This is a genomic window from Ruegeria sp. O4 (assembly GCF_056535125.1).
In genome coordinates this window covers 70,629-91,652 of sequence record NZ_JBQERO010000009.1, presented here as the reverse complement: position 1 = coordinate 91,652, position 21,024 = coordinate 70,629, and the positions used below count along the sequence as shown (strand labels likewise).

The following is a 21,024-nucleotide window of genomic DNA, read 5'->3' as shown; positions in this document are numbered from 1 at the left end:
CGCAAGAAATTCAGGAAGCTTCATATGTTTGATGCCACTCGACCCGCTCATGCTCCTACGGATCATCCCAAGATCAGGATGGGGCGCGTCGGCATATTGCTGGCCAATCTGGGCACGCCGGACGACTACACATATTGGCCGATGCGCCGATATCTGAATGAGTTTTTGTCGGACCAGCGTGTCATCGATTATCCAAAGTGGAAATGGCAACCGATTCTACAGGCGATCATCCTGACCAAGCGACCTTTCAGTTCTGGCGAGGCATACAAATCGATCTGGAACCAGGAAAAAGGCGAAAGTCCGCTGATGACCATCACCAAGGACCAGACCGCCAAGCTGAGCCAGACGATGCAGGCACGATACGGTGATCAGGTCATGGTCGATTTCTGTATGCGTTACGGCAACCCGTCGACCAAATCCAAAGTGCGCGCGATGGTAGCCGCAGGGTGCGATCGCATCTTGTTTTTTCCGCTTTACCCTCAATACGCTGGCGCAACGACGGCCACCGCCAACGACCAGTTCTTTCGCGCACTGATGGACGAAGCCTGGCAGCCCGCGACGCGAACCGTTCCGGCCTATTTCGATGAACCCATCTATATCGATGCGCTGGCACAGTCTGTTGAACGCGCATACGAGGCTATGGAGACAAAGCCCGACATTCTTGTCTGCTCATATCACGGGATGCCCGAGCGGTATCTTCAGCAGGGCGATCCCTATCACTGCCAATGCGCTAAAACGACGAGGCTGTTAAAGGAGCGGCTGGGCTGGACAGATGATCAATTGGTATCGACCTTCCAGTCGCGCTTCGGCCCCGAAGAATGGTTGAAACCTTACACGGTGGATCACGTGGCCGACCTGGCGAAGCAAGGCAAAAAGAACATTGCAGTTATTGCCCCGGCGTTTTCTGCTGACTGCATCGAAACGCTTGAAGAGATTAACGAAGAAATCAAAGAGAGCTTCGAAGAAGCAGGCGGGGAGGCGTTTACCTATATTCCATGCCTTAACGATGACGACGCCCATATCGCGGCACTTGGAAAGGTGATCGAAGACAATCTGTGCGGGTGGCTGGCGTAAAGCGTTTACAGAACGCAACCCGCATTTCCTATGAGAACGTTAGGCTCGGCTTGATACTGGCCTGTCAGTATCCCCCGGCGCGCAACAGGCTTGAAGACCTGTTGGAAATAAAAAAGGCGGTGGATTGCTCCACCGCCTTTTTCATGAATTCCGTGTCGGATTAGCTTGCAGCAACAGCAGCAGCAACAACGACCAGCAGGATCAGCGGCAGCAGAATGCCCTGCGACGAACCCTGAGTTTCTTCAACAACAACTGGTGCTTCAACAACCGGCTCTTCCAGGTTGCCAGCATATGCAGTCGAAGCTGCTGCAGTCAGAGCTGCGGCGAGAACGAGTTTCTTCATATTAACCTCCAGAATTTGCACGGCTCCAATATCCAGAGCCGCACATCTAAGACTTACCTCGTAGTTTTTTCTAATCAGCATTAGAGCGGGAATGCAATTGCAACTTGACCGGTGAGCGGGTTCGTACACGAAAATGTCGTCAAATTAGCAACACTTGCGTGCCAACCTTCGCCATCGAAAACAGCTCGGCGATGTCTTCGTTGAAAAGGCCGATGCAGCCGTTCGAAGATCTGCGGCCGATTTTGCGTGTATCGTGCGTCCCGTGAATGCGATAATACTTCCAGCTCAGGTATAAAGCGTGTGTTCCCAATGGGTTATCAGGACCCGGAGGAATGTAGTCCGGCCATTCCGGATTTCTCTTCTTCATCGACGGCGTCGGAGACCAGCTTGGGCCTTCGACCTTGCGGATCACACTGGTGCGCCCGCGCCGGGTGAGTTCTTCGGTCAGCGGAACCGACGACGGGTACAACTTATAGACTGTTTGGTCATCCGACCAGTAATGCAGCGCTCTTGAGACGGTGTCGACCAATATGGCGCCATTTCTGGTGTTCGAGAAATACGGTTGCCAATCCAATGCCCGGAACCCGGATACGTTGCGTCGAACTGCCGGTTCGGTTTCGGGTGCAGGGCGCAGCGGGTCGCCCGGGATATATTGCGCCAGTGCCGGTGTAGCCAGAGTGGCGGTAGCCCCTGCCAGAAACCCCCTGCGGGTGGGCGAATGAATGCGCTTTTTGACCATGACGACGGGTCCTGTGTTTAGGTGAGGTCTGAAATCAGAGGCATTCTATTGCCAGAATGCTTCAGTCGCAAACCAAACCGGCAGAATCACGCAAGTTGTGGCCATTGCGCGTTTGCTCAGAACAAGCAGGCGCGCTATGCCCTGTTGTGATACAATAATCAGGTCGAACATGACGCGCATCGTTTCTTTACTGTTGATTTGCTTTGTCGCACTTGCGGCATGTACCAACACTGGCTCAACCACTCTGGGATCTGATGGTCGCCCATTGCCGACCGTGTACAAGATCCGCGGCAATCCGGAAAAGCTGCAGTTCCGCATGCTTGATTCGGTCAATGCTTTGCGTCAGGCACAGGGGTTGCAGCCCGTACAGCTGAACGCGCAGCTGAACGCAGCGGCAGCGACACATTCAAAGGATATGTCGCGGCAGAACCGGCCCTGGCACTTTGGGTCAGACGGTTCATCACCAATCGACCGGGCAGCGCGTGTCGGCTATTTCGGAACGTTCCTGGGGGAAGCCATTTCCGAAACCTACGAGACCGAGACGGAAACACTTGCCGCATGGATGCAGGAACCTGGACCAAGGTCTGTCATCATGGACGCCAAAGCCACCCAAATGGGATTCGCCTGGCATCAGGAAGGCGGTGGTAAAATCTGGTGGACGCTGGAAATGGGAACCGGTGGTTGATCCGGTCAAATGAAAAGAAAAAAGCCCCCGGTTTTCGGGGGCTTTTTTTGTTAATCAGGCGGCTTGCATAGACTGCGCCTCAGTCAGGATCGCATAGAGCTTTACCGGATCAGGGTTCGCCCGGAGCTTGGTGCAAACCGAAGTATCCCGCAATGTGCGAGACACCAGCGCCAGAGCTTTGAGGTGATCAACACCCGCCTCTTCCGGTGCAAACAGCGCGAAGGCGATGTCCACAGGCTGGCGATCAACCGAACCGAAATCGATGGGCTTCTCAAGCATGACAAAAACACCTGAAACCGAATCAAGATCGGGCAGGCGCGCATGCGGCAGCGCCACACCATGGCCGACACCGGTCGGTCCAAGGCTTTCCCGCTCCAGCAGGAAATCAACCGCTTCCTGAGGATCGATGCCCAGCGTCGCCGCGGCGACGTCACCGATTTCCTGAAACAGCCGCTTCTTGCTGGAAGCCGCGGACAATACACGCACCGCTTCGGGCTTCAGTATGCTCGAAAGCTCCATGATCACGCTCCATGGCACGCACCCGCATCAGCGGGTGCAGCCCCGTATCCTTGCCTGTTACGGATCAATCCAGCCGATATTACCGTCTTCGCGACGATAAACGACATTCAATCCGTCCTTGTTTTCATTTCTGAACACCAGTACTGGCGCACCGGCAAGTTCCATTTGCATAACGGCCTCTCCAACGCTCAAAGATGGGATTTTTGTTTCCATCTCAGCCACAATCATTGGCTGAAGCGATTCGGGTTCTTCGACCGACTCCGATTCATTAGAAGCGAGGATATAAGAGGACGCCCCAAAGAGTTCAACCGGTTCGGCCCGATCCTTGTGGTGGTCCTTCAGGCGGCGCTTGTAACGACGCAACTGTTTTTCCATTTTATCACAGCATGCCTCAAATGCCGCGTAGATCTCGGTTGCATGGGCCTTGGCCTGCGCCGTCAGGCCAGTGGACAGGTGCACCGTTGTTTCGCATACATATTCATGCGCCGAACGGGAAAAGACGACGTTGGCATCCGTAGGCCGCTGCGCATACTTGCCCACGACCTCATTCAGTTCGGTCTGCACGTGTGTCTGCAACGCCGCACCGATGTCGATCTGTTTTCCGCTGATTTGGTAACGCATGTGATCTCCTTCACAATTCACACCCATTCTGACGCCGCAAACGCGACGAGCTTGTTTTTATCGGGTGGGGGGTAGAGACATTTTCCGCGGTTGCCTTGTTTCCAGCCCTTCGAAGAAGGGACATCGAGATCCAGACTGGAACCGGGTAAATGCCATAAGCCAATTGAGGCAAGAGACGAGGGAAGAGTCAATCAAAACAGATGTGTATATACGCGATTTCCGCCATGCAATTGGCACAACTCCGCGCAAGGTTATGAAATGCGGAAATTCTCGCCCAGATAGACGCGGCGCACATTCTCGTTTTCGACAACCTCATCAGGTGTGCCGGACATCAAAACCTGACCGTCATGCAGGATATAGGCCCGGTCGACAATTTCCAGCGTTTCCCGGACGTTGTGATCGGTGATCAGCACACCAATACCGCGTTTTTTCAAATCCGCGACCAGATGGCGAATATCCCCGACACTAATCGGGTCAACGCCTGCAAACGGTTCATCCAGCAGCAGGTATTTGGGGTCTGCGGCCAAACAGCGCGCGATCTCAACACGGCGGCGCTCGCCGCCTGACAACGCCAGAGCCGGGGCCCGGCGCAAGTGTTCGATCGAGAAGTCAGACAACAGCTCTTCCAAACGCTCTTTGCGCTTATGCGCATGAGAGACCGTGATATCCAGAACGGCAGCAATGTTGTCCTCGACGCTCATGCCGCGAAAGATCGACATCTCCTGCGGCAAATAGCCGATCCCCATCCGTGCCCGCCGGTACATCGGCAAAGTAGTCACATTCTGGCCGTCGATCGTGACTTTTCCCGCCTCTGGGAACACAAGGCCCGCAACTGAATAGAACGTTGTGGTTTTACCAGACCCGTTCGGCCCCAGCAGCGCCACCACTTCGGACCGACCCAACGTCATCGAAACATCGCGGATCACCGTCTTTTTTTTGTAGGACTTCCGCAGCTTCTCGATGCGCAGCCCGGAACTGCCCTCGGTCAGTTTCAGATCGGGACGCGCCATCAGTTGTTTCCCTGCTGCAAGATCGTTTTGACCCGCCCGGTCATTGTCGCAGTGCCCGATGTCAGGTTGGCGTTCATCTGATCGCCACTGATGATGCTGGGGCCCTGTGTCAGAAGGACATTGCCCTTCATGACAATCTCACCCGAGCCGATCTTGTATTCAGCCCAGTCGCCTTCCGCTGCATCCGGCGGGCTGACCAGAACCACATTCTCGGTGGCCTCCATTCGCTCGATCGCCGAGCGTTCCTGATTGTAGATAACCAGCACGCGTTCGGCTGTCAGTCGCATTTCACCCTGTACGACGATGACATTCCCGATGAACTCGGCCGATCCGTCCTCTTGATTGACGTTCAGGGTTTCCGATGTCACCTCGACCGGCAGGCTCGGATCGGCATTCGCGGACCCAAAAGCCACCTGCGCCTCTTGCGCAGTCACGGGCGCGGCGCCCGCGATCAAGGCGAGGCACAAAGGAACAAATCGAAAATCGAACACAAGTTATCTTTCTGCTTTTTCAGGCTCGTATACCAGCTTCACACCATCTGTAAAAACAATATGGACCGGCCCGTCCGTTTTTTCAGTGCCAAAGGTCATACGCCCCGCGGAAAAGTTACCGATCGGACCGGTTCCGTTCACCTGCCCCGGCGTATCGCCCCGGACTTCGTCCAACGAGGTATTGAGCAGATCCGTCGTGACCTTGAGCCCATCCGCCGTGGTGATGACCACGTCACCAACAAAGGTTGCTGTTCCACTATCCGGACGGATCAGGCCGGAATTCGAATCCAGCGTAATTGTGCCGCCATTGAGCAGCCCAAAGCGGCCGCGAAACTCGGAAGCGGTCGGAACCGACGCCTCGGTGCCCTGCGTGGCTTGCACCGCCTCGATGTGCACGGTCTCTCCCTTGCGGGTCGTTCCGCGGTAATCCGGCCGCGTTACCACCTGTTGTGCCAGTCTCTCATCAATGTCTTTCTGCGCGAAAGGCACGGAAACGTTTGTTTCGATACTGCGGGACAGCAGGAATACCGTGGACAACATCACAATAGCCGCAAGCGGCAACAGCACCTTCAGGAACTGCACCATGCGGGAATACCTGTCCACTTCAGCCTCCCTCAGCCCAGACCGACGCGCAGGCAGTCGTGGATATGAAGCAGCCCCAAAGCCTGACCTGATGTCGCCTCGTCAACCACGAAGAGCGAGGTGATCTTACGGTCATTCATGATTGCTACCGCTTCTTCCGCCAACGCATCCGGGGATATGGTTGTGGGGTTGGGGGTCATGACCTGCTCGGTCGTTTTGTTCAGCAGCCCATCCATGTGGCGCCGCAAGTCACCGTCTGTAATGATCCCTGCCAATTGACCCTGCGGGTCTGTTACGCCAGCAACACCAAACCCCTTCTGGCTGATTTCGATCAGCGCATCGCTCATCGGAGTATGTGCCGCAATCAGAGGCAGGGCCTCTCCGACATGCATCAGATCCTGTACTGTGCTCAGCCGAGCACCCAGTTTGCCGCCGGGATGGAAGGCACGGAAATCCTCGGGCCGGAAATCGCGGTATTTCATGAGGGCAATCGCCAGTGCATCCCCCATGGCAAGGGTCAGCGTTGTGGAGATCGACGGCACCATACCAAAACCGCAGGCCTCGCCCATCGACGGGATCAGAAGATGTACGTCGGCCTGTTTCATCAATGTGCTGTCAGGTTTGCTGGACAATCCAATCAGCGGAATGCCAAAGCGGCGCGTAAAGGCCAGCAGATTGGCAAGTTCCGGTGCCTCGCCCGAATTCGAAATCGCCAAAACCACATCACCCTTGGAGACCATGCCAAGATCACCATGGCTGGCCTCGGCCGGATGCACGAAATAGGCAGGCGTTCCGGTGCTGGCCAGCGTGGCCGCAATCTTGTGACCTATGTGGCCTGACTTGCCGATACCGCTGATTATGATGCGCCCGGTGGCCTGAAGGATCAGCTGCACGGCTTCAGCAAAATGCGCGTCCAGACTGTCGGCAAGTACGTCCAGCGCGCGGGCTTCGTCAGTCACCACCTGACGGGCGGTTTTCAGGAATGCTTCGGTATCGGTCATGAGTGCGCAAAGATATCCGTTTCGGGCCAACCGGCGAGGTCCAGTTTCGCACGCATCGGCAGGAAGTCAAAACAGGCCTGCGCCATTTCAGTCCGGTCCTCGCGAGCCAGCCGAATGTTCAGCGCATCGCGCAGCTGATGCAGATAAAGAACGTCAGACGCAGCATAATCCAATTGAGCGTCCGTTAATGAGGTTGCGCCCCAGTCGCTCATCTGTTGCTGTTTGGAAATATCGACACCGATGAGTTCCTGACACAGGTTCTTGAGCCCATGCCGGTCGGTATAGGTCCGCACCAGGCGGCTGGCAATCTTGGTGCAATAAACCGGCGCGGCCAGAGCACCAAATGTATGGTACATAGCGGCGATGTCGAAGCGCCCGAAATGGAACAGCTTCAGCACGTCAGGGTTTTCCAGCATGGCACATAGGTTCGGCGCCTCAGTCTGGCCTTTTTCCACCTGCACGATATGGCTGTTGCCGTCACCACCCGACATCTGAATCACGCACAAGCGGTCCCGATGTGGGTTCAGACCCATGGTTTCACAGTCAATGGCCACAACAGGGCCCAGATCCAGCCCGTCCGGCAGGTCGTTTTTGTACAAATGGTTCGCCACCCGACTATTCCTTTGTGCGGTATCGCCTCCGAGATAGGCGGTTTGGTCCATAAACTCAACGCCGTCCAAAAGTCACGGGCAAATCCCCGCAACAAGATTGACAATATCCTCATGGGGGGGATAGGGATACATCATGACAAATGTACCCCGCGAGTCGCATCCGCATATCACGGCAAGGCTGAAACGGGCCCACGGGCATCTGGCAAAGGTCATTGCCATGCTTGAAGGTCAGGCGCCCTGTTCTGACATCGCCCAACAGCTGTTTGCCGTTGAAAAAGCGGTCACCAACGCCAAGCGCGCCTTGATCCATGATCACATCGACCATTGCCTGTCTTCCGATGGCGATAGCGGCGGGATCGAGGATTTCAAAGCCATTACGAAATACCTCTGAACCATGCTGAGCATTCTAAAAAACCGGACCTACCGCCACCTGTTTGCTGCCCAGATCGTCGCCCTGACCGGAACCGGGCTGGCCACAGTCGCGCTTGGGCTGCTGGCCTTTGATCTGGCCGGAGACGCTGCTGGCCTTGTGCTGGGCACCGCGCTAACGATCAAGATGGTGGCCTATGTCACCGTGGCCCCCCTGGCCGCTGCATTTGCCGAGCGGCTGGACCGTCGGAAAATGCTGGTTCTTCTGGACCTGATCCGCGCCGCAGTCGCTGTATGCCTGCCTTTCGTGACCGAGGTCTGGCAAATCTATGTGCTGATCTTCGTGCTACAATCCGCCTCGGCGGGCTTTACGCCCGCCTTTCAGGCAACGATCCCGGACGTGTTGCCGGACGAAAACGAATATACCCGCGCTTTGTCACTGTCACGTCTTGCCTACGACATGGAAAGCCTGCTGAGCCCGATGTTTGCCGCGGCTCTTCTGTTGCTGGTCAGCTTCAACAGCCTGTTCTGGGGCACAGCGCTGGGATTTGTTGCTTCGGCATTGCTGGTGGTCTCGGTCGTCCTGCCCTCGCCCAAGCCCAGCAAACCACGCGGAATCTATGACCGCACGACACGCGGAATTCGCATCTATCTGAAAACGCCCCGGCTGAGGGGGCTGCTTGCGCTTAATTGGAGCGCCGCAGCGCTGAGTTCGATGGTAATCGTCAACACAGTGGTCATCGTGCGGGCCACCCTTGGCCTGTCAGAAAGCGCCGTGGCCATTGCACTGGCCGGATTTGGCGGCGGGTCGATGCTGGCGGCGTTTACTCTGCCCCGACTGCTGAATCGGATTGAGGATCGCAAGGTTATGCTGTCCGGAGCCATTCTTGCGTCGGGCGCTATGGCCGTCGCCTCGGTTCTGACCGCGACGATCCCGCTTACGCTGGGTGTCCTTGCCGTTTTTTGGGCTTTTACTGGCTTTGGATATTCTACAACCCTTACGCCTTCGGGTCGTTTGTTGACCCGTTCCGCCCATCCCGAAGACCGCCCCGCTGTCTTTGCTGCACAGTTTACTCTGTCACACGGCTGCTGGCTGGTGCTGTATCCGCTGGCTGGGTGGATAATGACCGTTTATGGGCCGACTGTTGCGCTCGGCAGTATGTCTATTCTGTCCGTGGCAGGCGTGATTGTGGCAGTCAGCCTTTGGCCGCGTGACGATCAGGAACCGGTTGTTCACACTCACCCCGATCTGCCAGCCGATCATCCGCATCTGGCCGGGGCGGGCCCGCACGCGCACCCGATCATAATCGACGACCTGCACCCACGCATACCGCGTGAGCCTTGAGAAAGGATGTCCATCTGATCTAAACCCGGACTTACCGCAAACCGGAGCCCCAATGGACCAGCTTGACCGCCGTATCATCGCCGCCCTGCAAGCCAATGCACGTGCCTCGACCACGCAGATCGCGGCCTCGCTGGGTGTGGCCCGCACGACTGTGCATGAACGGATCAATCGTCTGGAACATCGCGGCGTAATCACCGGATACACCGTGCGCCTTGGGTCCACGGAAGACACGCCCAAAGTGCAGGTCATCGTCATGCTGGAAGTGCAGCAGAAGGAAACCAACCGGATCCTTAAACGGCTCGAGGCTTATCCCGAGGTCAAACTATGCCTGTCGATCAATGGTGAATTCGATCTGATGCTGACCGCAGATGCCCCGAGGCTGGAGGATCTGGACATTCTGGTGGACGATCTGGCGAAGATCCCCGGCGTCCTGCGCACCAATACAAGCGTTGTTTTCGGGCGCAGGATCGACCGAAACTGAGGCTGCGATAACTCTCTGTAAACCGATCGGCGGCTAGCTTGGCCGGGAACACCAGAATCCCGGACCGGCAGAATGCCAATTCGCAGAATACCAATTGCTTTCATGATACTGCATGTGCTGTTGGCGCAGGTGGGTTCTGCCATGCACGCAGCACCGACAGGCGGGCTTTGTGATCAGGCCGCGCGCCGTGCGGCACTGTCCGAAGATGTTCCGCTGGACGTGCTGCGCGCCATAACTCGCGTTGAAACCGGGCGAACAGTCGACGGGCTGTTGCAGCCCTGGCCCTGGACAATAAATGCCGAAGGTCAGGGGTATTGGTTCAAGTCCGAGGCCGAGGCCAAGGCCTATGTTTTCAAAATTTTCAAAGCGGGCTCTCGCAGCTTTGACGTCGGGTGTTTCCAGGTCAATTATCGCTGGCATGGTAAGGCCTTCCGCTCGATCGATGCGATGTTTGAGCCGGATGCGAACGCAACCTACGCCGCCCGCTTCCTGAAAGACCTTTATTTCGAACTTGGTTCGTGGCCTGCTGCGGCCGGGGCGTATCATTCCCGCACGAATGCTCTGGCCGAGGCTTATCGTGGTCGGTTCCAGACAGTGATGGCTCAATTGGACAACCCGCCCTCGCACGGGTTTTCTGGCAAGTCACGCGATCCGTTCACAAGGGCCGGAACGCCCTTGATTCCGGTGCTAGTGGCTTCACCCGCCACCACTGCCTTGGGCTCTCTGGTCCCGACCAATAGCACAGCAACTGCTTTCATCCCTTTCAATTAGGAAACCTGCGTGCCCCAGATTGACATCCGGTCCCTGTTTTCGCCCACTGTCCTGTTGGCACTGGCGCTGATGACCGTCATCGTCATGATGATCCTGCCCATGCCTGCCTGGGTGCTGGATGTGGGGCTAGCCGCCTCTTTCGCGCTGGCCATCCTGATTTTCACTCTGACGCTGTTCATCGAACGTCCGCTGGATTTCTCGTCCTTCCCAACGATCCTGCTGGCATCGCTGATGCTGCGCCTGTCGCTGAACGTCTCGTCGACCAAACTGATCATCGGTCAGGGGCATACTGGACCCAACGCAGCTGGTGACGTGATTGAAGGGTTCGCCAATTTCGTCATGGGCGGCAGCATCTTTCTGGGTCTTGTGGTTTTCGGCGTACTGCTGATCGTGAATTTCATGGTCATCACCAAAGGGGCCGCCCGTATGGCCGAGGTCGGCGCGCGCTTTGCCTTGGACGGGATGCCGGGCAAGCAGCTTGCCATCGACAGCGACATGTCAGCCGGGGCCATCGACCATCAGCAAGCCAAGGAACGGCGGGAACGCGAACAGCAGGAAACGACATTCTTCGGCTCGCTCGACGGTGCGTCGAAATTTGTCAAAGGTGATGCCGTTGCTGGCCTTCTGATCACTCTTTTGAACCTTGTTATGGGTTTGGTCATGGGGGTGATCGTGCACGGAATGCCGGTGGCTTCGGCGTTCGAGACTTATGCAATCCTGACCGTCGGTGATGGTCTGGTCTCGCAGATCCCCGCGGTTATCATCTCGATTGCCTCTGCATTGCTGCTGGCGCGCGGCGGAACACAGGGTGCCACCGACAATGCCATTTTCTCCCAACTTGGGCGTCATCCGGCTGCGCTGTCTACCGTGGCGGTTCTTATGGTCCTGTTTGCGCTGGTGCCCGGCCTGCCTTTCCTGCCGTTCATCCTCGGTGCAGCTGTACTTGGTTATGCGGCCTACAGAATTCGGAAAAAGCAGAAAGAAACAGATCCGTCATTGCATTCGCAGGCGACCGAAACCGAGGTGTCGGTCTCGCAGGCTATTGGTGATATTCTGGACCTGGATGACGTGCACCTTGAATTCGCACCCGATCTGGTAAGCTTGGTTTTGAATCCCGGAACTGGGTTGGATGCCCGCATTGCCAATATGCGCAACTACGTGGCGTCTACCTTCGGATTGATCCTGCCCGAAATTCGCCTGACTGATCGAGCCGACCTGCCAACCGGAACCTACGTGATCAAGGTTCAGGGGGTCGAACAGGCGCGCGGCGTTCTGAACCCCGATCTGGTTCTGGCTCTGGTTCAGGACGGGTTCGATCTGTTGCCCGAAGGCAATGACGTGACCGAGCCGGTTTACGGCGCGCCTGCCCGCTGGATCCTGCCCAAACATCAGGAGGACGCAGCGCTGAACGGGGCCACTATCGTCTCACCGCCCGAGATCCTGGCCACGCATCTGCTAGAGATTATCAAGCAGAACTTCTCGCGCTTGCTGACGTTGAAATCCCTGCGCCGCCTGCTGACCGAAATGACCCGCCTGAGCGACCCAGTTCGGGCTGAGGCAAACCGCAAGTTGCTGGATGAATTGATCCCCGACAAAGTGCCAATGGACACATTGCACGCCGTTCTGCGACTGCTTCTGGAGGAACGGGTTTCGATCCGGAACATGGCCCTGATCCTTGAAAGCGTTGCCGAAGCACGGCTGACAACCACCCAGCCTGAAGGCATCTGCGAATTGGTGCGCCAGCGTCTCGGATTTCAACTGGTCGCCGATATGAAGCGTGAGGATGGCTCGATCCCGCTGATCCAACTGGCCCCCGAGTGGGAGGAAACGTTCACCACCTATCAGGTCGACGCGCCCAGCGCCGGACTGGATGTCGCGCTACCGCCGAACCTGTTTAACAAGCTGGCCGACGGCATGGTCAGCAGTATCGCCAGATCTGCTGATAACGGTTTGTTTCCTGCTGTCGTGACCTCGACCCGGCGACGCCGGTTGTTGCGTACGATCATGCATGCGCGCGGCGTTCCAAACCCGGTCCTTTCTTTTGAGGAAATCGGGTTGGAAGCCAAACCCGCGCTGGTAGGAACTGTTCCCGCGTGATCGCTCTGCCGCCAGAATTGTTGACGCAGCTGGCCGAACCGCTCTGGCAGGCCTTTGCGGTTTTTCTGCGCGTCTCTGCTTTGGTTTCGCTGCTGCCTGCTTTCGGCGAGCGCAGCATTCCAACACGGATGAAACTGGGGATATCCGTCGCCTTTACCCTGATCATTTTTCCGGCAACCCAACCATTGGACCTGTCTCTCAACCTGTGGACGCTGGGGCGGTTGGTTGGGACAGAAATCCTGATTGGGCTGGCGCTTGGAACCGGGCTGCGGCTGTTTGTTTTGGCGCTGCAAACCGCCGGATCCATTGCCGCGCAATCCACGTCATTGTCGCAATTGCTGGGTGCGGCGGCCACTGATCCTGTTCCGGCAATGGGATACCTGCTAACGATCGCGGGGCTAACGCTTGCCGTCATCATGGGCTTGCACGTACGGGCCGCGCAATTCCTGATCCAGAGTTATGCCCTATTCCCCATGGGGTTGGTGCCAAGCTCGGCAGATTTGTCCTATTGGGGTGTGCGACAAATCTCACGCAGCTTTGGGTTGGCCTTCTCGCTGGCAACGCCATTCGTCATCGCCTCGTTGATCTACAATCTTGCACTTGGGGTTATCAACCGGGCCATGCCGCAATTGATGGTCGCCTTCGTGGGCGCGCCAGCAATAACATTTGCCGGGCTGTTTCTGCTGTTTACGGGCGCACCATTGATCCTCTCTGTTTGGTCTGACGCGCTGATTGCCTTCTTCATGAACCCGATCGGAGGCCAGCGATGAGCGGTGCCGATGACGACAGCGACAAGTCATACGAGCCGACGCCGCAAAAGCTCCAGAAAGCCCGTGAAAAGGGTGAAGTTCCCAAGTCCAACGACTTGTCGGTTGTTGCGGCATATACCGGACTGCTGATCGCATTGTTGGCGGCAGGGCAGTACGCCGTCGCGCAATTGGGAACTCTGTTCATGGTCCTGATCGACCAATCCGACCAGATCGCGAACCTTCTGAAAATGGGACCTGCGACAGCGACGGTTGCCGGAATTCTGAGTGGCGCGGTGACACCCATTGCCGTGCTTTTCTGCCTGCCCGCGGTGGCCGTTCTGCTAAACCTGATTGCCCAACGCACGCTGGTGTTCGCCCCCAGCAAACTGAATCCAAAGCTTTCGCGGATTTCCCTTGTTTCGAATGCCAAAAACAAGTTCGGGCGCGGTGGCTTGTTCGAGTTCGCCAAGAGCGCAACCAAACTGGCGATTTACAGCCTGTGCCTCGCACTTTTCATCAAGTCGAATCTGGCCGAAATTCTGTCTGCCAGCGCGGCCCCGGCAAAGTCATCCATACTGCTGATGATGAACCTGTTGTTTCGCTTCCTGTTCATTGTGGTTGCCATCGCACTCGGCATCGGCGTTATCGACTTTCTGTGGCAATACGCCGAGCACATGCGCAAGAACCGCATGTCGCGCAAAGAGATCCAGGATGAAACAAAGGACGCCGAAGGCGACCCCTATGTAAAGCAACACCGCCGTCAACGTGCACAGGAGATCGCCTCGAGCCAGATGATGGCAGATGTTCCGGGCGCGGATGTTGTTATCGTAAACCCCACCCATTTTGCCGTTGCACTGAAGTGGTCCAGGGCTACTGGCAGCGCACCTGTTTGTGTCGCCAAAGGTGTGGATGCAGTAGCCGCTTCCATCCGTTCCGCTGCGGCTCAGGCTGGCGTTCCGATCCGCTCGGATCCCCCGACGGCGCGCGCGCTTCACGCAACTGTCGACATCGGGCAGGAGATCGCCGAAGAACATTTCCGCCCCGTTGCCGCTGCAATCAGGTTCGCCGAAGCGATGCGGAAACGTGCAAAGGAGCAGATCCGATGAAGGACACTCAGTTAAGCGGGCTGGACAAAATAGCCGACGTCGCTTTCCAGAAGCAATTTCAGACACTCCGCCCAATCCTCGAGGCCGAGGCCAGAATTCAGAACCAATTGGCGAAACTGGATCATCAGCTTGACCAGGTGCGCAAAGCCAGCGGTTGGACAGAAGGATATCAGATATCCGGGGCCGACATTCTTTGGAATGGCTGGGAATCTGCCACGCGCCGCGCGTTGAACATGCGACTTGCCCAAACGCGCGCTCAGAAACTGGCCGGTCTGGAGGCGCTCAGAATTGCATTTGGCCGCAAACAAGCCGTCGCAACCCTGCGGGAGCAGCAGCTAAAAAGCCATCGGCAGGCCGTTGCTCGAAAGCAAACCCGTTAATGCTGACCGGATCCGTGCCGTGAAGCGACCTTCGTCAGGTATCTTGACGGTTCACGCTCATGATCAGCACTTTTGAAACATCTTCACCCAGCTCTTTTTTCGCCACTTCCAACAAGGACTTACGCAAGACATCCAGATTCCGGGATTCTGTGAACGTCCCATCAAATCCCCCGGTATTTGCGTGATCAAACAGAACCTGAAGAAAGCCATCCCGCAACTTGGGCTCAATGGAATAAAAAGTTTCTTCAATTGCTGTGTTCGCCTCAAGGCTGAGGGACAAAGTGACCATCGCTTCGATTTCGTCATCCCCAACCACCGGAACGACAAAATGCTTGGTCAACTTTAGATACCCATAGGCTGGCTTTTTTTCCTTGGACTTTTCAGACTTCTCGTGACCGGCCTTCTCTTCTTTTGCCACTTCTTTTTCGGCGGCTGTTTTGTCGGGCTTGCCCGAAGGTGACAGAAACAGCCCGGCACCGACACCCGCACCCAGGCCGACAATCAGGAGAACGACTGGAACCAGTTTTGCAATCACGGTCGCACCTCAGAATGGCAAGAGTGAATCAAGAACTTGCTGGCCGTATCGGGGTTGCTGGACATCCGTAATCTGACCTCTTCCACCATAAGACACCCGCGCAGAGGCGATCTTGTCGTAGGTAACTTCGTTTTGACGCGAGATATCCTGAGGGCGGACATACCCGGCCACCAAAAGCTCGCGCAGTTCAAAATTGACCCGCAACTCCTGCGAGCCGGAAATCGAAAGAACCCCGTTCGGCAGAACATCCAAAACCGTCGCGGCGACACGCAGGGTTAGTTTCTCGTTTCGCCTCACAGATCCCCGCCCGGAACTTGTGGAATCCGCTTCGATGGACACGGCTTCATCCAGCGATGCCCCGTCAGGTAAGTGTTTTTGCACGCGCTGGGGCAATCCAAAGAGGCCAGGAACCTCAAGGTTTTCCGAGCCTGATCTGGACCGTCTGGTGTTGTTTGATATCTCAGCTTTTTCATCCAACTCGATGACTACAGTCAGAATGTCACCTTTCTTGATCGCCCGCTGATCGCCCAGCAAGGATTGCTGCCCTCCGCTCCAAAGAGATGAGCGGTCAACGGTGCGTTGTGGTTGCGTGTGCAAAGGCAGACCCGGCCACAGCATGGCAACCTGCTCGGGAGATTCTTCGTTTGGTGTAAAACTCGGGGGCTTGCCAAGATGATCCAGACGACCACACGCGGCCAAAGACAAAGCTATGAGAAGGAGAGTTTTCGACAGTCCGGTCATTACTTAACCTCGACTTGGCCATCCGCGCGGATTTGGCCGGTTACAGTTGTTCTGGACGACAGGTTCATGACCCGGATGCGATCCCCAGCAGCGCCACGCCCCAAGGCGCGGCCTTCCGCGGTTATCGACAAGGCTTGGCGGTCGAATATCAGGACGACCAGATCGTTGCGGTCAACGATGGCGGGGGGGCCTACATCAACTTCTCGGACCGGCCTGCCGGGATACAGTGCCACCCGCGCCTCTTGCCCGATCAGAAAATCAGGGTCAGTCACCGCACCTAGGACATCCGTCGGGCTTGTTTTCAAGTCAGTTGCAGAAATGATTTCTTTGGCCCGGATCGTGCGGGTTGGAACCACAATGTCAGCCTGTGCTGTGATTGGAGCCAGTAGTGCCAAACATATGCCGATCCCTCGCATCATCGCACCTGCGTTGTCGCGCTCATCATTTGATCCACAGCCGAGATGACTTTGGCATTCATCTCATAGCCGCGCTGCGCCTCGATAAGTTCGGTTACCTCGCGCACTGCGTCGACCGAGCTGTCTTCCAGATAACCCTGCCGCAATGTGCCCAGCCCATCACTTCCCGGAGTTCCCAGCACCGGGGCACCCGACGCCTCGGTCTCCTTGAACAGATTGCTGCCAATGGCTTCCAGCCCCTTGGCGTTCGAAAAGCTGGCAAGGACAAACTCACCCAGCAACTGCCCCTCGGGAGAGTCGTCGAAATAAGCATAGACCTCACCCGCGGCATTGATCGAAATTGACCGTGCGTCGTCGGGAACGGTGAGTTCCGGCGAAACCGCATAACCATCGGAGGTTACAATCAGACCCTCTGCCGACCGCTTGAGGCTGCCGTCACGCGTATACGCGGACTGACCGCTGGGCAGCGTGACTTCCAGATATCCGCGCCCCTCAATCGCCACGTCCAGATCACTGCCGGTGGCTGACAAAGCACCTTGTTCCAGTTGCACGGTAACAGCTGCGGGCCGCACACCCAGACCAAGTTGAATACCCGTCGGCAATACTGTTCCGTCCGAGGCGTTTACGGTTCCGGCGCGCGCCATCTGTTGATAATGCAAATCGGCAAATTCGGCCCGACGGGCATTGTAGCCGGTGGTGTTCATGTTTGCCAGGTTGTTCGAAATCGTTTCGACCCGCATCTGTTGCGCGGTCATTCCGGTGGCGGCAATTTTCAGGGCTCGCATGTCAAACTCTCCTTTTACCGTTCAGCGCATCAGCGCCTTGAGCGCCCCGCGCACGCGTTCGTCTTCGCTGTCAAGAAAGCTTTGTCCCAGCTCATAGGCGCGCTGGATTTCCACCAAGCGGGTCACCTGCTGAATGGCATTGACGTTTGAACCTTCGAGAAAGCGATGCAAAACAACGGGTTCATCAACCGGGTTTATCGCACCATTGGCACGAAACCGCGTATTTCCTTCGCGGATCAGCTCCTGCGGATCAGCGACATTGAAAACGCCCAACTGGCCCAGAAATTGGCCGTTGACACTCAACGTCCCATCACTGCCGACATCAATCGTAGCTGCATCGGGTGGGATAAAGACCGGGGCACCGTTGGCATCCAGAACACGCGCACCATCCATCGCAACCAGATCGCCTTCGGCATTTGGCGAGAAGCTGCCCGCACGCGTCAGCCGGTTGCCATCCGGGGTTTCAACCATGAAAAACCCGTCCCCTTCGATGGCGAAATCAAACTGCCCTCCGGTTTTCGTAAGCACACCTTGTTGCAACGATGTGTTGCGCGCCTCGGCCCGGCTCATGGAGAGGGACGGATTGTTCGGAATGTCGCGCACGTATTCCGAAAACACCAGCCCCTGCTGTCGATATCCGGTCGTGTTTGCGTTTGCGATGTTATTCGCCACCAGCCGCATTTCATTCATCAGCCCGGACTGGCGGGACAGGGTGACGTAAGCCGTGTCCATCAGCGGCCTCCTGCAATCAAGGGAACAAGCGTTCCGGTAAAAAACGTAACAAGGGTCTGAGTCATGAACCCCATCGAAATCCAGAACACGATGACAATGGCGATCAATTTGGGAACGAAGGTCAGGGTCATCTCTTGTATCGAGGTCAGCGCCTGGAACAGACCGACAATCAGGCCAGAAACCAGAGCAACGGCAAGGATAGGGACGGATGTAATGACCGCAACCCACAACGCCTGACGAACGATGTCATAGAAAAGCCCTTCGCTGAGCATCGGGTCAGACCGGCATTCTTAGGATTTCCTGATAGGCTTCGACCACTTTGTTGCGGACGATCACTGCGGTTTCTACCGCAAGTTCGGTCTGGGCCAGCGCCTGAACAAGTGCATGGGGATCAGCCTGACCGACCATCGCAGATTGAGATATCTGTTCGCTGTGTCTCAGCGTGGCTGCAAAGTCCTGAAAGGTCGCTCTCAATCCTTGTGCCGCCCCGCCATGATCGGGATCGGCCTGTGTGGCAGAGCGTGCGCCGGCATAATTCTGCGCGGCGTTCAGTGATCGGATATCCATTCTGGCTGTCCTTATTTTCTGAGCAATTCCATCAGCGACGACGACATCTGCCGCGTCTGATCAAACATCTTTAGGTTGGCCTCATAACTGCGCTGGGCTTCCCGCGCGTCCGCGATTTCAATCATCAAATCGACGTTTGAGCCCTGGTAGTGACCACTTTCATCTGCCAACGGATGACCGGGGTCGTAGATGCGGCTCAGCGAACGCTGGTCAAGCGTCACACGGCCAGCCTGCACCATGTCCCCACCGTTTTTCTGCACGGTTTCAAACGGTACGGTTTTGCGTCGATAGCCGGGCGTGTCCGCGTTCGAGATGTTTTCGGACACATGCCGCAACCGCGCGGATTGCGCGCGCAAAGCACTGGCTGACGCAGCAAGGGAATGGGAAAAATCGCTCATACCTGTCGCCCCTTATCCGCGACCCAAACTGGTGCGCAGAATGTCCATTGAGGATTTGTAGATCGCCAGCGCTCGATCATGCTGTCGTTTGACCTCGACCGATTTAAGCATCTCTTCCTCAAGCGACACACCATTGCCATTGGGATCACCTGATGGGACAGCTTCAACCTCAGCCCAGTTTTGCGCACCCATACGGCCGTGCAGATGGCCCGGCCGCGTGGCGTCCATGGTCACGTCATGCCCGGTGGTTTCGAAAGCTTTCTGAAAGGCCTCGATATCGCGCGGCTGATAGCCCGGCGTATCGGCATTCGCCATGTTGCGTGCAATGACCGCCTGCCGTTGCCCGGCATGGGTTGCCATTGCGTACGCTGTCTTAAAGACGTTCAGGTCATAGAACATCGGGGCTTCTCCCTCGATCAATTTCAATCAAGGCTTAACCCTGATTCCTTTAGAAACCGTTTTCAGAACTCAGTTGGAGACTCCACGATGTCTGATCTCGACCCGGTACTTCTGAAACACGAACTCGACAGGATGACCGCAGTCCGTCACGTGGGGCTGGTCACCGGCGTCGCGCAGGGTCTGATCGAAATCGGTGGTTTGAACACGCATGCCCGGGTCGGGGATTTGCTGACATTGCGGCGGCGCGTCGGGTCCGATCTTGCGGGCGAGGTGCATCATGTCGGTTCTGGCCATATCAAAATGCTCCCCAATGCGGCCCCCGATGGGGTCAGCCTGGGGGATCGCGTCTACCTTGACCCATCACCGGATTTTGCACCGGGATTGCACTGGCTTGGACGGGTAATCGACCCCTTTGGCAGGCCCTTGGATGGAAAACCGCTGCTGAGCGGATCGCAGACGCGCGATATCATGCAGGCCCCTCCACCAGCCGTGGCACGCAAACCAATGGGGCAGAGGATGGCCACCGGCTTGTCGGTTCTCAACACTGTGTTGCCCGTCGTACGCGGGCAGCGAGTGGGGTTGTTTGCCGGGTCGGGTGTCGGTAAATCGACCCTGCTTTCCACACTGGCCCGGTCCATGCAGTCCGATGTCGTCGTAGTCGCTCTGATTGGCGAGCGCGGACGCGAGGTGAATGAATTTGTCGCGCAGGCCATTGGCCCCGAAGCCATGAAACGCACAATCGTGGTCGCCGCCACCTCTGACCAGTCGGCATTGGCGCGCAGGCGGTGTGCCTGGTCGGCCATGTCGACAGCCGAGTATCTGCGGGATCTGGGTCTGAACGTTCTCTTTCTGGCTGATTCCGTGACCCGCTTCGCCGAGGCGCATCGTGAAATCGCTGTTTCTATGGGGGAATCCCCGTCTTTGCGGGGATATCCACCCTCTGTCACCCCCCTGATCGCCAGTCTTTGCGAACGCGCAGGTCCCGGAACGCAGGAACAGGGGGATATTACCGCGGTATTCAGCGTTTTGGTGGCCGGCTCGGACATGGATGAACCCATCGCTGACATTCTGCGCGGCGTTTTGGACGGGCACATTGTGCTCAGCCGCGACATCGCCGAACGGGGGCGTTTCCCGGCCATTGACGTCAGCAGATCTGTGTCGCGGAGCCTGCCGGGAGCCGCATCCGAGGCCGAGAACCAGATGATCACAGAAACCCGAAAACTCGTGGGCAGTTACGAGCAGTCCGAAGTGATGATCAAGGCCGGGCTGTACGCCGAAGGGTCTGATCTGCTGCTGGATCAGGCCGTTCGCGTTCACGAGGAATTGGACGCCTTTTTTGCCAAACCGGAAGCTGAGGGAATCGAAAACAGTTTTGATCGCTTGTCATTGATACTGCGCCGTGCATCGATCAGCTTGCCACGCTAGGCAGAATTCCAAACAGTTTTAAGTATTAAGGCCACCTTAAGACCTGCGCTGC

The 21,024-nt window shown here is 56.8% G+C and carries 29 protein-coding genes; 11 read left to right on the top strand and 18 right to left on the bottom strand.

Annotated features, from left to right (window positions below; translation table 11 throughout):
• The first annotated feature begins 24 nt into the window (after positions 1-24).
• Positions 25-1,074 carry a ferrochelatase gene (gene hemH, locus ACR0J7_RS12075; protein ID WP_480900031.1) on the top strand — a complete coding sequence of 350 codons (1,050 nt, stop codon included), beginning with the start codon at positions 25-27 and terminating at the stop codon, positions 1,072-1,074.
• Positions 1,075-1,234: 160 nt separating this feature from the next.
• Here the strand turns inward: hemH and ACR0J7_RS12070 are convergent, their stop codons facing one another.
• Positions 1,235-1,417, bottom strand: a complete 183-nt coding sequence (locus ACR0J7_RS12070) for a hypothetical protein (RefSeq protein WP_117870963.1) — start codon at positions 1,415-1,417, stop codon at positions 1,235-1,237.
• Between the two features lie 139 nt (positions 1,418-1,556).
• Positions 1,557-2,156: a L,D-transpeptidase gene (locus tag ACR0J7_RS12065; RefSeq protein ID WP_267363097.1), complete on the bottom strand. Its 600-nt coding sequence runs from the start codon at positions 2,154-2,156 to the stop codon at positions 1,557-1,559.
• A 169-nt stretch (positions 2,157-2,325) separates the two neighbouring features.
• On the opposite strand from ACR0J7_RS12065, the gene dalA reads away from it, so the two are divergent.
• Entirely contained in the window at positions 2,326-2,841 is a 516-nt protein-coding gene (dalA, locus tag ACR0J7_RS12060) for a divisome-associated lipoprotein DalA (RefSeq protein ID WP_267363096.1), read from the top strand.
• A 54-nt stretch (positions 2,842-2,895) separates the two neighbouring features.
• On the opposite strand, the gene ACR0J7_RS12055 is transcribed toward dalA, so the two are convergent.
• The 7 genes from ACR0J7_RS12055 to ACR0J7_RS12025 all read right to left on the bottom strand — a co-directional run bounded on the left by ACR0J7_RS12055 (position 2,896) and on the right by ACR0J7_RS12025 (position 7,676).
• Positions 2,896-3,360, bottom strand: coding sequence for a PTS sugar transporter subunit IIA (locus tag ACR0J7_RS12055; RefSeq protein ID WP_267363095.1), 465 nt, complete (start codon positions 3,358-3,360; stop codon positions 2,896-2,898).
• Positions 3,361-3,417: 57 nt separating this feature from the next.
• Complete coding sequence (hpf, locus tag ACR0J7_RS12050; RefSeq protein WP_480483926.1) at positions 3,418-3,981, bottom strand: ribosome hibernation-promoting factor, HPF/YfiA family; 564 nt, start codon at positions 3,979-3,981, stop codon at positions 3,418-3,420.
• Between the two features lie 251 nt (positions 3,982-4,232).
• Positions 4,233-4,991, bottom strand: coding sequence for an LPS export ABC transporter ATP-binding protein (lptB, locus tag ACR0J7_RS12045; protein ID WP_480474775.1), 759 nt, complete (start codon positions 4,989-4,991; stop codon positions 4,233-4,235).
• A complete protein-coding gene (locus tag ACR0J7_RS12040; RefSeq protein ID WP_480483925.1) occupies positions 4,991-5,482 on the bottom strand; it encodes an LptA/OstA family protein in 492 nt (163 codons plus the stop codon). Before ACR0J7_RS12040 ends, lptB begins: the two co-directional genes overlap by 1 nt.
• A gap of 3 nt (positions 5,483-5,485) precedes the next feature.
• Positions 5,486-6,085 (bottom strand): LPS export ABC transporter periplasmic protein LptC, encoded by a 600-nt coding sequence (gene lptC / locus ACR0J7_RS12035; RefSeq protein ID WP_267363092.1) that lies wholly within the window; start codon positions 6,083-6,085, stop codon positions 5,486-5,488.
• 11 nt (positions 6,086-6,096) lie between these two features.
• Positions 6,097-7,065 carry a KpsF/GutQ family sugar-phosphate isomerase gene (locus tag ACR0J7_RS12030; protein WP_480773983.1) on the bottom strand — a complete coding sequence of 323 codons (969 nt, stop codon included), beginning with the start codon at positions 7,063-7,065 and terminating at the stop codon, positions 6,097-6,099.
• A complete protein-coding gene (locus ACR0J7_RS12025) occupies positions 7,062-7,676 on the bottom strand; it encodes a ribonuclease D (protein ID WP_480914401.1) in 615 nt (204 codons plus the stop codon). The genes ACR0J7_RS12030 and ACR0J7_RS12025 overlap by 4 nt, the downstream gene beginning before the upstream one ends.
• Before the next feature lie 133 nt (positions 7,677-7,809).
• On the opposite strand from ACR0J7_RS12025, the gene ACR0J7_RS12020 reads away from it, so the two are divergent.
• The 8 genes from ACR0J7_RS12020 to ACR0J7_RS11985 all read left to right on the top strand — a co-directional run bounded on the left by ACR0J7_RS12020 (position 7,810) and on the right by ACR0J7_RS11985 (position 14,974).
• A complete protein-coding gene (locus ACR0J7_RS12020; protein WP_480546232.1) occupies positions 7,810-8,067 on the top strand; it encodes a metal-sensing transcriptional repressor in 258 nt (85 codons plus the stop codon).
• Between the two features lie 3 nt (positions 8,068-8,070).
• Positions 8,071-9,390, top strand: a complete 1,320-nt coding sequence (locus tag ACR0J7_RS12015) for an MFS transporter (protein WP_480773982.1) — start codon at positions 8,071-8,073, stop codon at positions 9,388-9,390.
• A gap of 52 nt (positions 9,391-9,442) precedes the next feature.
• Complete coding sequence (locus ACR0J7_RS12010; protein ID WP_267363085.1) at positions 9,443-9,871, top strand: Lrp/AsnC family transcriptional regulator; 429 nt, start codon at positions 9,443-9,445, stop codon at positions 9,869-9,871.
• Between the two features lie 72 nt (positions 9,872-9,943).
• Positions 9,944-10,642 carry a transglycosylase SLT domain-containing protein gene (locus ACR0J7_RS12005; RefSeq protein ID WP_480773981.1) on the top strand — a complete coding sequence of 233 codons (699 nt, stop codon included), beginning with the start codon at positions 9,944-9,946 and terminating at the stop codon, positions 10,640-10,642.
• A gap of 9 nt (positions 10,643-10,651) precedes the next feature.
• Positions 10,652-12,739 carry a flagellar biosynthesis protein FlhA gene (gene flhA / locus ACR0J7_RS12000; protein WP_480773980.1) on the top strand — a complete coding sequence of 696 codons (2,088 nt, stop codon included), beginning with the start codon at positions 10,652-10,654 and terminating at the stop codon, positions 12,737-12,739.
• The gene (locus ACR0J7_RS11995; protein ID WP_267363081.1) at positions 12,736-13,509 is read left to right on the top strand and encodes a flagellar biosynthetic protein FliR; all 774 of its coding nucleotides are present in this window, start codon (positions 12,736-12,738) and stop codon (positions 13,507-13,509) included. Before flhA ends, ACR0J7_RS11995 begins: the two co-directional genes overlap by 4 nt.
• Positions 13,506-14,594, top strand: a complete 1,089-nt coding sequence (locus tag ACR0J7_RS11990; protein WP_480559437.1) for an EscU/YscU/HrcU family type III secretion system export apparatus switch protein — start codon at positions 13,506-13,508, stop codon at positions 14,592-14,594. The genes ACR0J7_RS11995 and ACR0J7_RS11990 overlap by 4 nt, the downstream gene beginning before the upstream one ends.
• Positions 14,591-14,974, top strand: a complete 384-nt coding sequence (locus ACR0J7_RS11985; RefSeq protein WP_480483918.1) for a hypothetical protein — start codon at positions 14,591-14,593, stop codon at positions 14,972-14,974. Before ACR0J7_RS11990 ends, ACR0J7_RS11985 begins: the two co-directional genes overlap by 4 nt.
• Before the next feature lie 34 nt (positions 14,975-15,008).
• On the opposite strand, the gene ACR0J7_RS11980 is transcribed toward ACR0J7_RS11985, so the two are convergent.
• The 9 genes from ACR0J7_RS11980 to ACR0J7_RS11940 are packed head-to-tail and all read right to left on the bottom strand — an operon-like array spanning position 15,009 to position 19,547.
• The gene (locus ACR0J7_RS11980; protein WP_480483917.1) at positions 15,009-15,509 is read right to left on the bottom strand and encodes a flagellar basal body-associated protein FliL; all 501 of its coding nucleotides are present in this window, start codon (positions 15,507-15,509) and stop codon (positions 15,009-15,011) included.
• Positions 15,510-15,518: 9 nt separating this feature from the next.
• The gene (gene flgH / locus ACR0J7_RS11975) at positions 15,519-16,250 is read right to left on the bottom strand and encodes a flagellar basal body L-ring protein FlgH (protein WP_480483916.1); all 732 of its coding nucleotides are present in this window, start codon (positions 16,248-16,250) and stop codon (positions 15,519-15,521) included.
• Positions 16,250-16,666, bottom strand: a complete 417-nt coding sequence (gene flgA, locus ACR0J7_RS11970) for a flagellar basal body P-ring formation chaperone FlgA (protein ID WP_480483964.1) — start codon at positions 16,664-16,666, stop codon at positions 16,250-16,252. The genes flgH and flgA overlap by 1 nt, the downstream gene beginning before the upstream one ends.
• A complete protein-coding gene (gene flgG, locus ACR0J7_RS11965; protein ID WP_480483915.1) occupies positions 16,666-17,451 on the bottom strand; it encodes a flagellar basal-body rod protein FlgG in 786 nt (261 codons plus the stop codon). The genes flgA and flgG overlap by 1 nt, the downstream gene beginning before the upstream one ends.
• Before the next feature lie 21 nt (positions 17,452-17,472).
• On the bottom strand, positions 17,473-18,183 hold the full coding sequence (locus ACR0J7_RS11960; RefSeq protein ID WP_480773977.1) for a flagellar hook-basal body complex protein: 711 nt from the start codon (positions 18,181-18,183) through the stop codon (positions 17,473-17,475).
• On the bottom strand, positions 18,183-18,455 hold the full coding sequence (locus ACR0J7_RS11955; RefSeq protein ID WP_480488141.1) for a flagellar biosynthetic protein FliQ: 273 nt from the start codon (positions 18,453-18,455) through the stop codon (positions 18,183-18,185). The genes ACR0J7_RS11960 and ACR0J7_RS11955 overlap by 1 nt, the downstream gene beginning before the upstream one ends.
• A gap of 4 nt (positions 18,456-18,459) precedes the next feature.
• Positions 18,460-18,750 carry a flagellar hook-basal body complex protein FliE gene (fliE, locus tag ACR0J7_RS11950; RefSeq protein ID WP_480773976.1) on the bottom strand — a complete coding sequence of 97 codons (291 nt, stop codon included), beginning with the start codon at positions 18,748-18,750 and terminating at the stop codon, positions 18,460-18,462.
• Positions 18,751-18,761: 11 nt separating this feature from the next.
• The gene (flgC, locus tag ACR0J7_RS11945) at positions 18,762-19,148 is read right to left on the bottom strand and encodes a flagellar basal body rod protein FlgC (RefSeq protein WP_480520033.1); all 387 of its coding nucleotides are present in this window, start codon (positions 19,146-19,148) and stop codon (positions 18,762-18,764) included.
• Positions 19,149-19,160: 12 nt separating this feature from the next.
• The gene (locus ACR0J7_RS11940) at positions 19,161-19,547 is read right to left on the bottom strand and encodes a FlgB family protein (RefSeq protein WP_480587263.1); all 387 of its coding nucleotides are present in this window, start codon (positions 19,545-19,547) and stop codon (positions 19,161-19,163) included.
• 87 nt (positions 19,548-19,634) lie between these two features.
• On the opposite strand from ACR0J7_RS11940, the gene ACR0J7_RS11935 reads away from it, so the two are divergent.
• Positions 19,635-20,972 carry a FliI/YscN family ATPase gene (locus ACR0J7_RS11935; RefSeq protein WP_480910779.1) on the top strand — a complete coding sequence of 446 codons (1,338 nt, stop codon included), beginning with the start codon at positions 19,635-19,637 and terminating at the stop codon, positions 20,970-20,972.
• Positions 20,973-21,024 lie beyond the last annotated feature (52 nt).

Excerpts from the sequence above, each read along its gene's own strand:
- hemH (WP_480900031.1), top strand. The coding sequence starts at position 25 with ATGTTTGATGCCACTCGACCCGCTCATGCTCCTACGGATCATCCCAAG.
- ACR0J7_RS12070 (WP_117870963.1), bottom strand. The coding sequence starts at position 1,417 with ATGAAGAAACTCGTTCTCGCCGCAGCTCTGACTGCAGCAGCTTCGACT.
- ACR0J7_RS12065 (WP_267363097.1), bottom strand. The coding sequence starts at position 2,156 with ATGGTCAAAAAGCGCATTCATTCGCCCACCCGCAGGGGGTTTCTGGCA.
- dalA (WP_267363096.1), top strand. The coding sequence starts at position 2,326 with ATGACGCGCATCGTTTCTTTACTGTTGATTTGCTTTGTCGCACTTGCG.
- ACR0J7_RS12055 (WP_267363095.1), bottom strand. The coding sequence starts at position 3,360 with ATGGAGCTTTCGAGCATACTGAAGCCCGAAGCGGTGCGTGTATTGTCC.
- hpf (WP_480483926.1), bottom strand. The coding sequence starts at position 3,981 with ATGCGTTACCAAATCAGCGGAAAACAGATCGACATCGGTGCGGCGTTG.
- lptB (WP_480474775.1), bottom strand. The coding sequence starts at position 4,991 with ATGGCGCGTCCCGATCTGAAACTGACCGAGGGCAGTTCCGGGCTGCGC.
- ACR0J7_RS12030 (WP_480773983.1), bottom strand. The coding sequence starts at position 7,065 with ATGACCGATACCGAAGCATTCCTGAAAACCGCCCGTCAGGTGGTGACT.
- ACR0J7_RS12020 (WP_480546232.1), top strand. The coding sequence starts at position 7,810 with ATGACAAATGTACCCCGCGAGTCGCATCCGCATATCACGGCAAGGCTG.
- ACR0J7_RS12015 (WP_480773982.1), top strand. The coding sequence starts at position 8,071 with ATGCTGAGCATTCTAAAAAACCGGACCTACCGCCACCTGTTTGCTGCC.
- ACR0J7_RS12010 (WP_267363085.1), top strand. The coding sequence starts at position 9,443 with ATGGACCAGCTTGACCGCCGTATCATCGCCGCCCTGCAAGCCAATGCA.
- ACR0J7_RS12005 (WP_480773981.1), top strand. The coding sequence starts at position 9,944 with ATGCCAATTCGCAGAATACCAATTGCTTTCATGATACTGCATGTGCTG.
- ACR0J7_RS11990 (WP_480559437.1), top strand. The coding sequence starts at position 13,506 with ATGAGCGGTGCCGATGACGACAGCGACAAGTCATACGAGCCGACGCCG.
- ACR0J7_RS11985 (WP_480483918.1), top strand. The coding sequence starts at position 14,591 with ATGAAGGACACTCAGTTAAGCGGGCTGGACAAAATAGCCGACGTCGCT.
- flgH (WP_480483916.1), bottom strand. The coding sequence starts at position 16,250 with ATGACCGGACTGTCGAAAACTCTCCTTCTCATAGCTTTGTCTTTGGCC.
- flgA (WP_480483964.1), bottom strand. The coding sequence starts at position 16,666 with ATGCGAGGGATCGGCATATGTTTGGCACTACTGGCTCCAATCACAGCA.
- flgG (WP_480483915.1), bottom strand. The coding sequence starts at position 17,451 with ATGCGAGCCCTGAAAATTGCCGCCACCGGAATGACCGCGCAACAGATG.
- ACR0J7_RS11960 (WP_480773977.1), bottom strand. The coding sequence starts at position 18,183 with ATGGACACGGCTTACGTCACCCTGTCCCGCCAGTCCGGGCTGATGAAT.
- ACR0J7_RS11955 (WP_480488141.1), bottom strand. The coding sequence starts at position 18,455 with ATGCTCAGCGAAGGGCTTTTCTATGACATCGTTCGTCAGGCGTTGTGG.
- fliE (WP_480773976.1), bottom strand. The coding sequence starts at position 18,750 with ATGGATATCCGATCACTGAACGCCGCGCAGAATTATGCCGGCGCACGC.
- flgC (WP_480520033.1), bottom strand. The coding sequence starts at position 19,148 with ATGAGCGATTTTTCCCATTCCCTTGCTGCGTCAGCCAGTGCTTTGCGC.
- ACR0J7_RS11940 (WP_480587263.1), bottom strand. The coding sequence starts at position 19,547 with ATGTTCTATGACCTGAACGTCTTTAAGACAGCGTACGCAATGGCAACC.
- ACR0J7_RS11935 (WP_480910779.1), top strand. The coding sequence starts at position 19,635 with ATGTCTGATCTCGACCCGGTACTTCTGAAACACGAACTCGACAGGATG.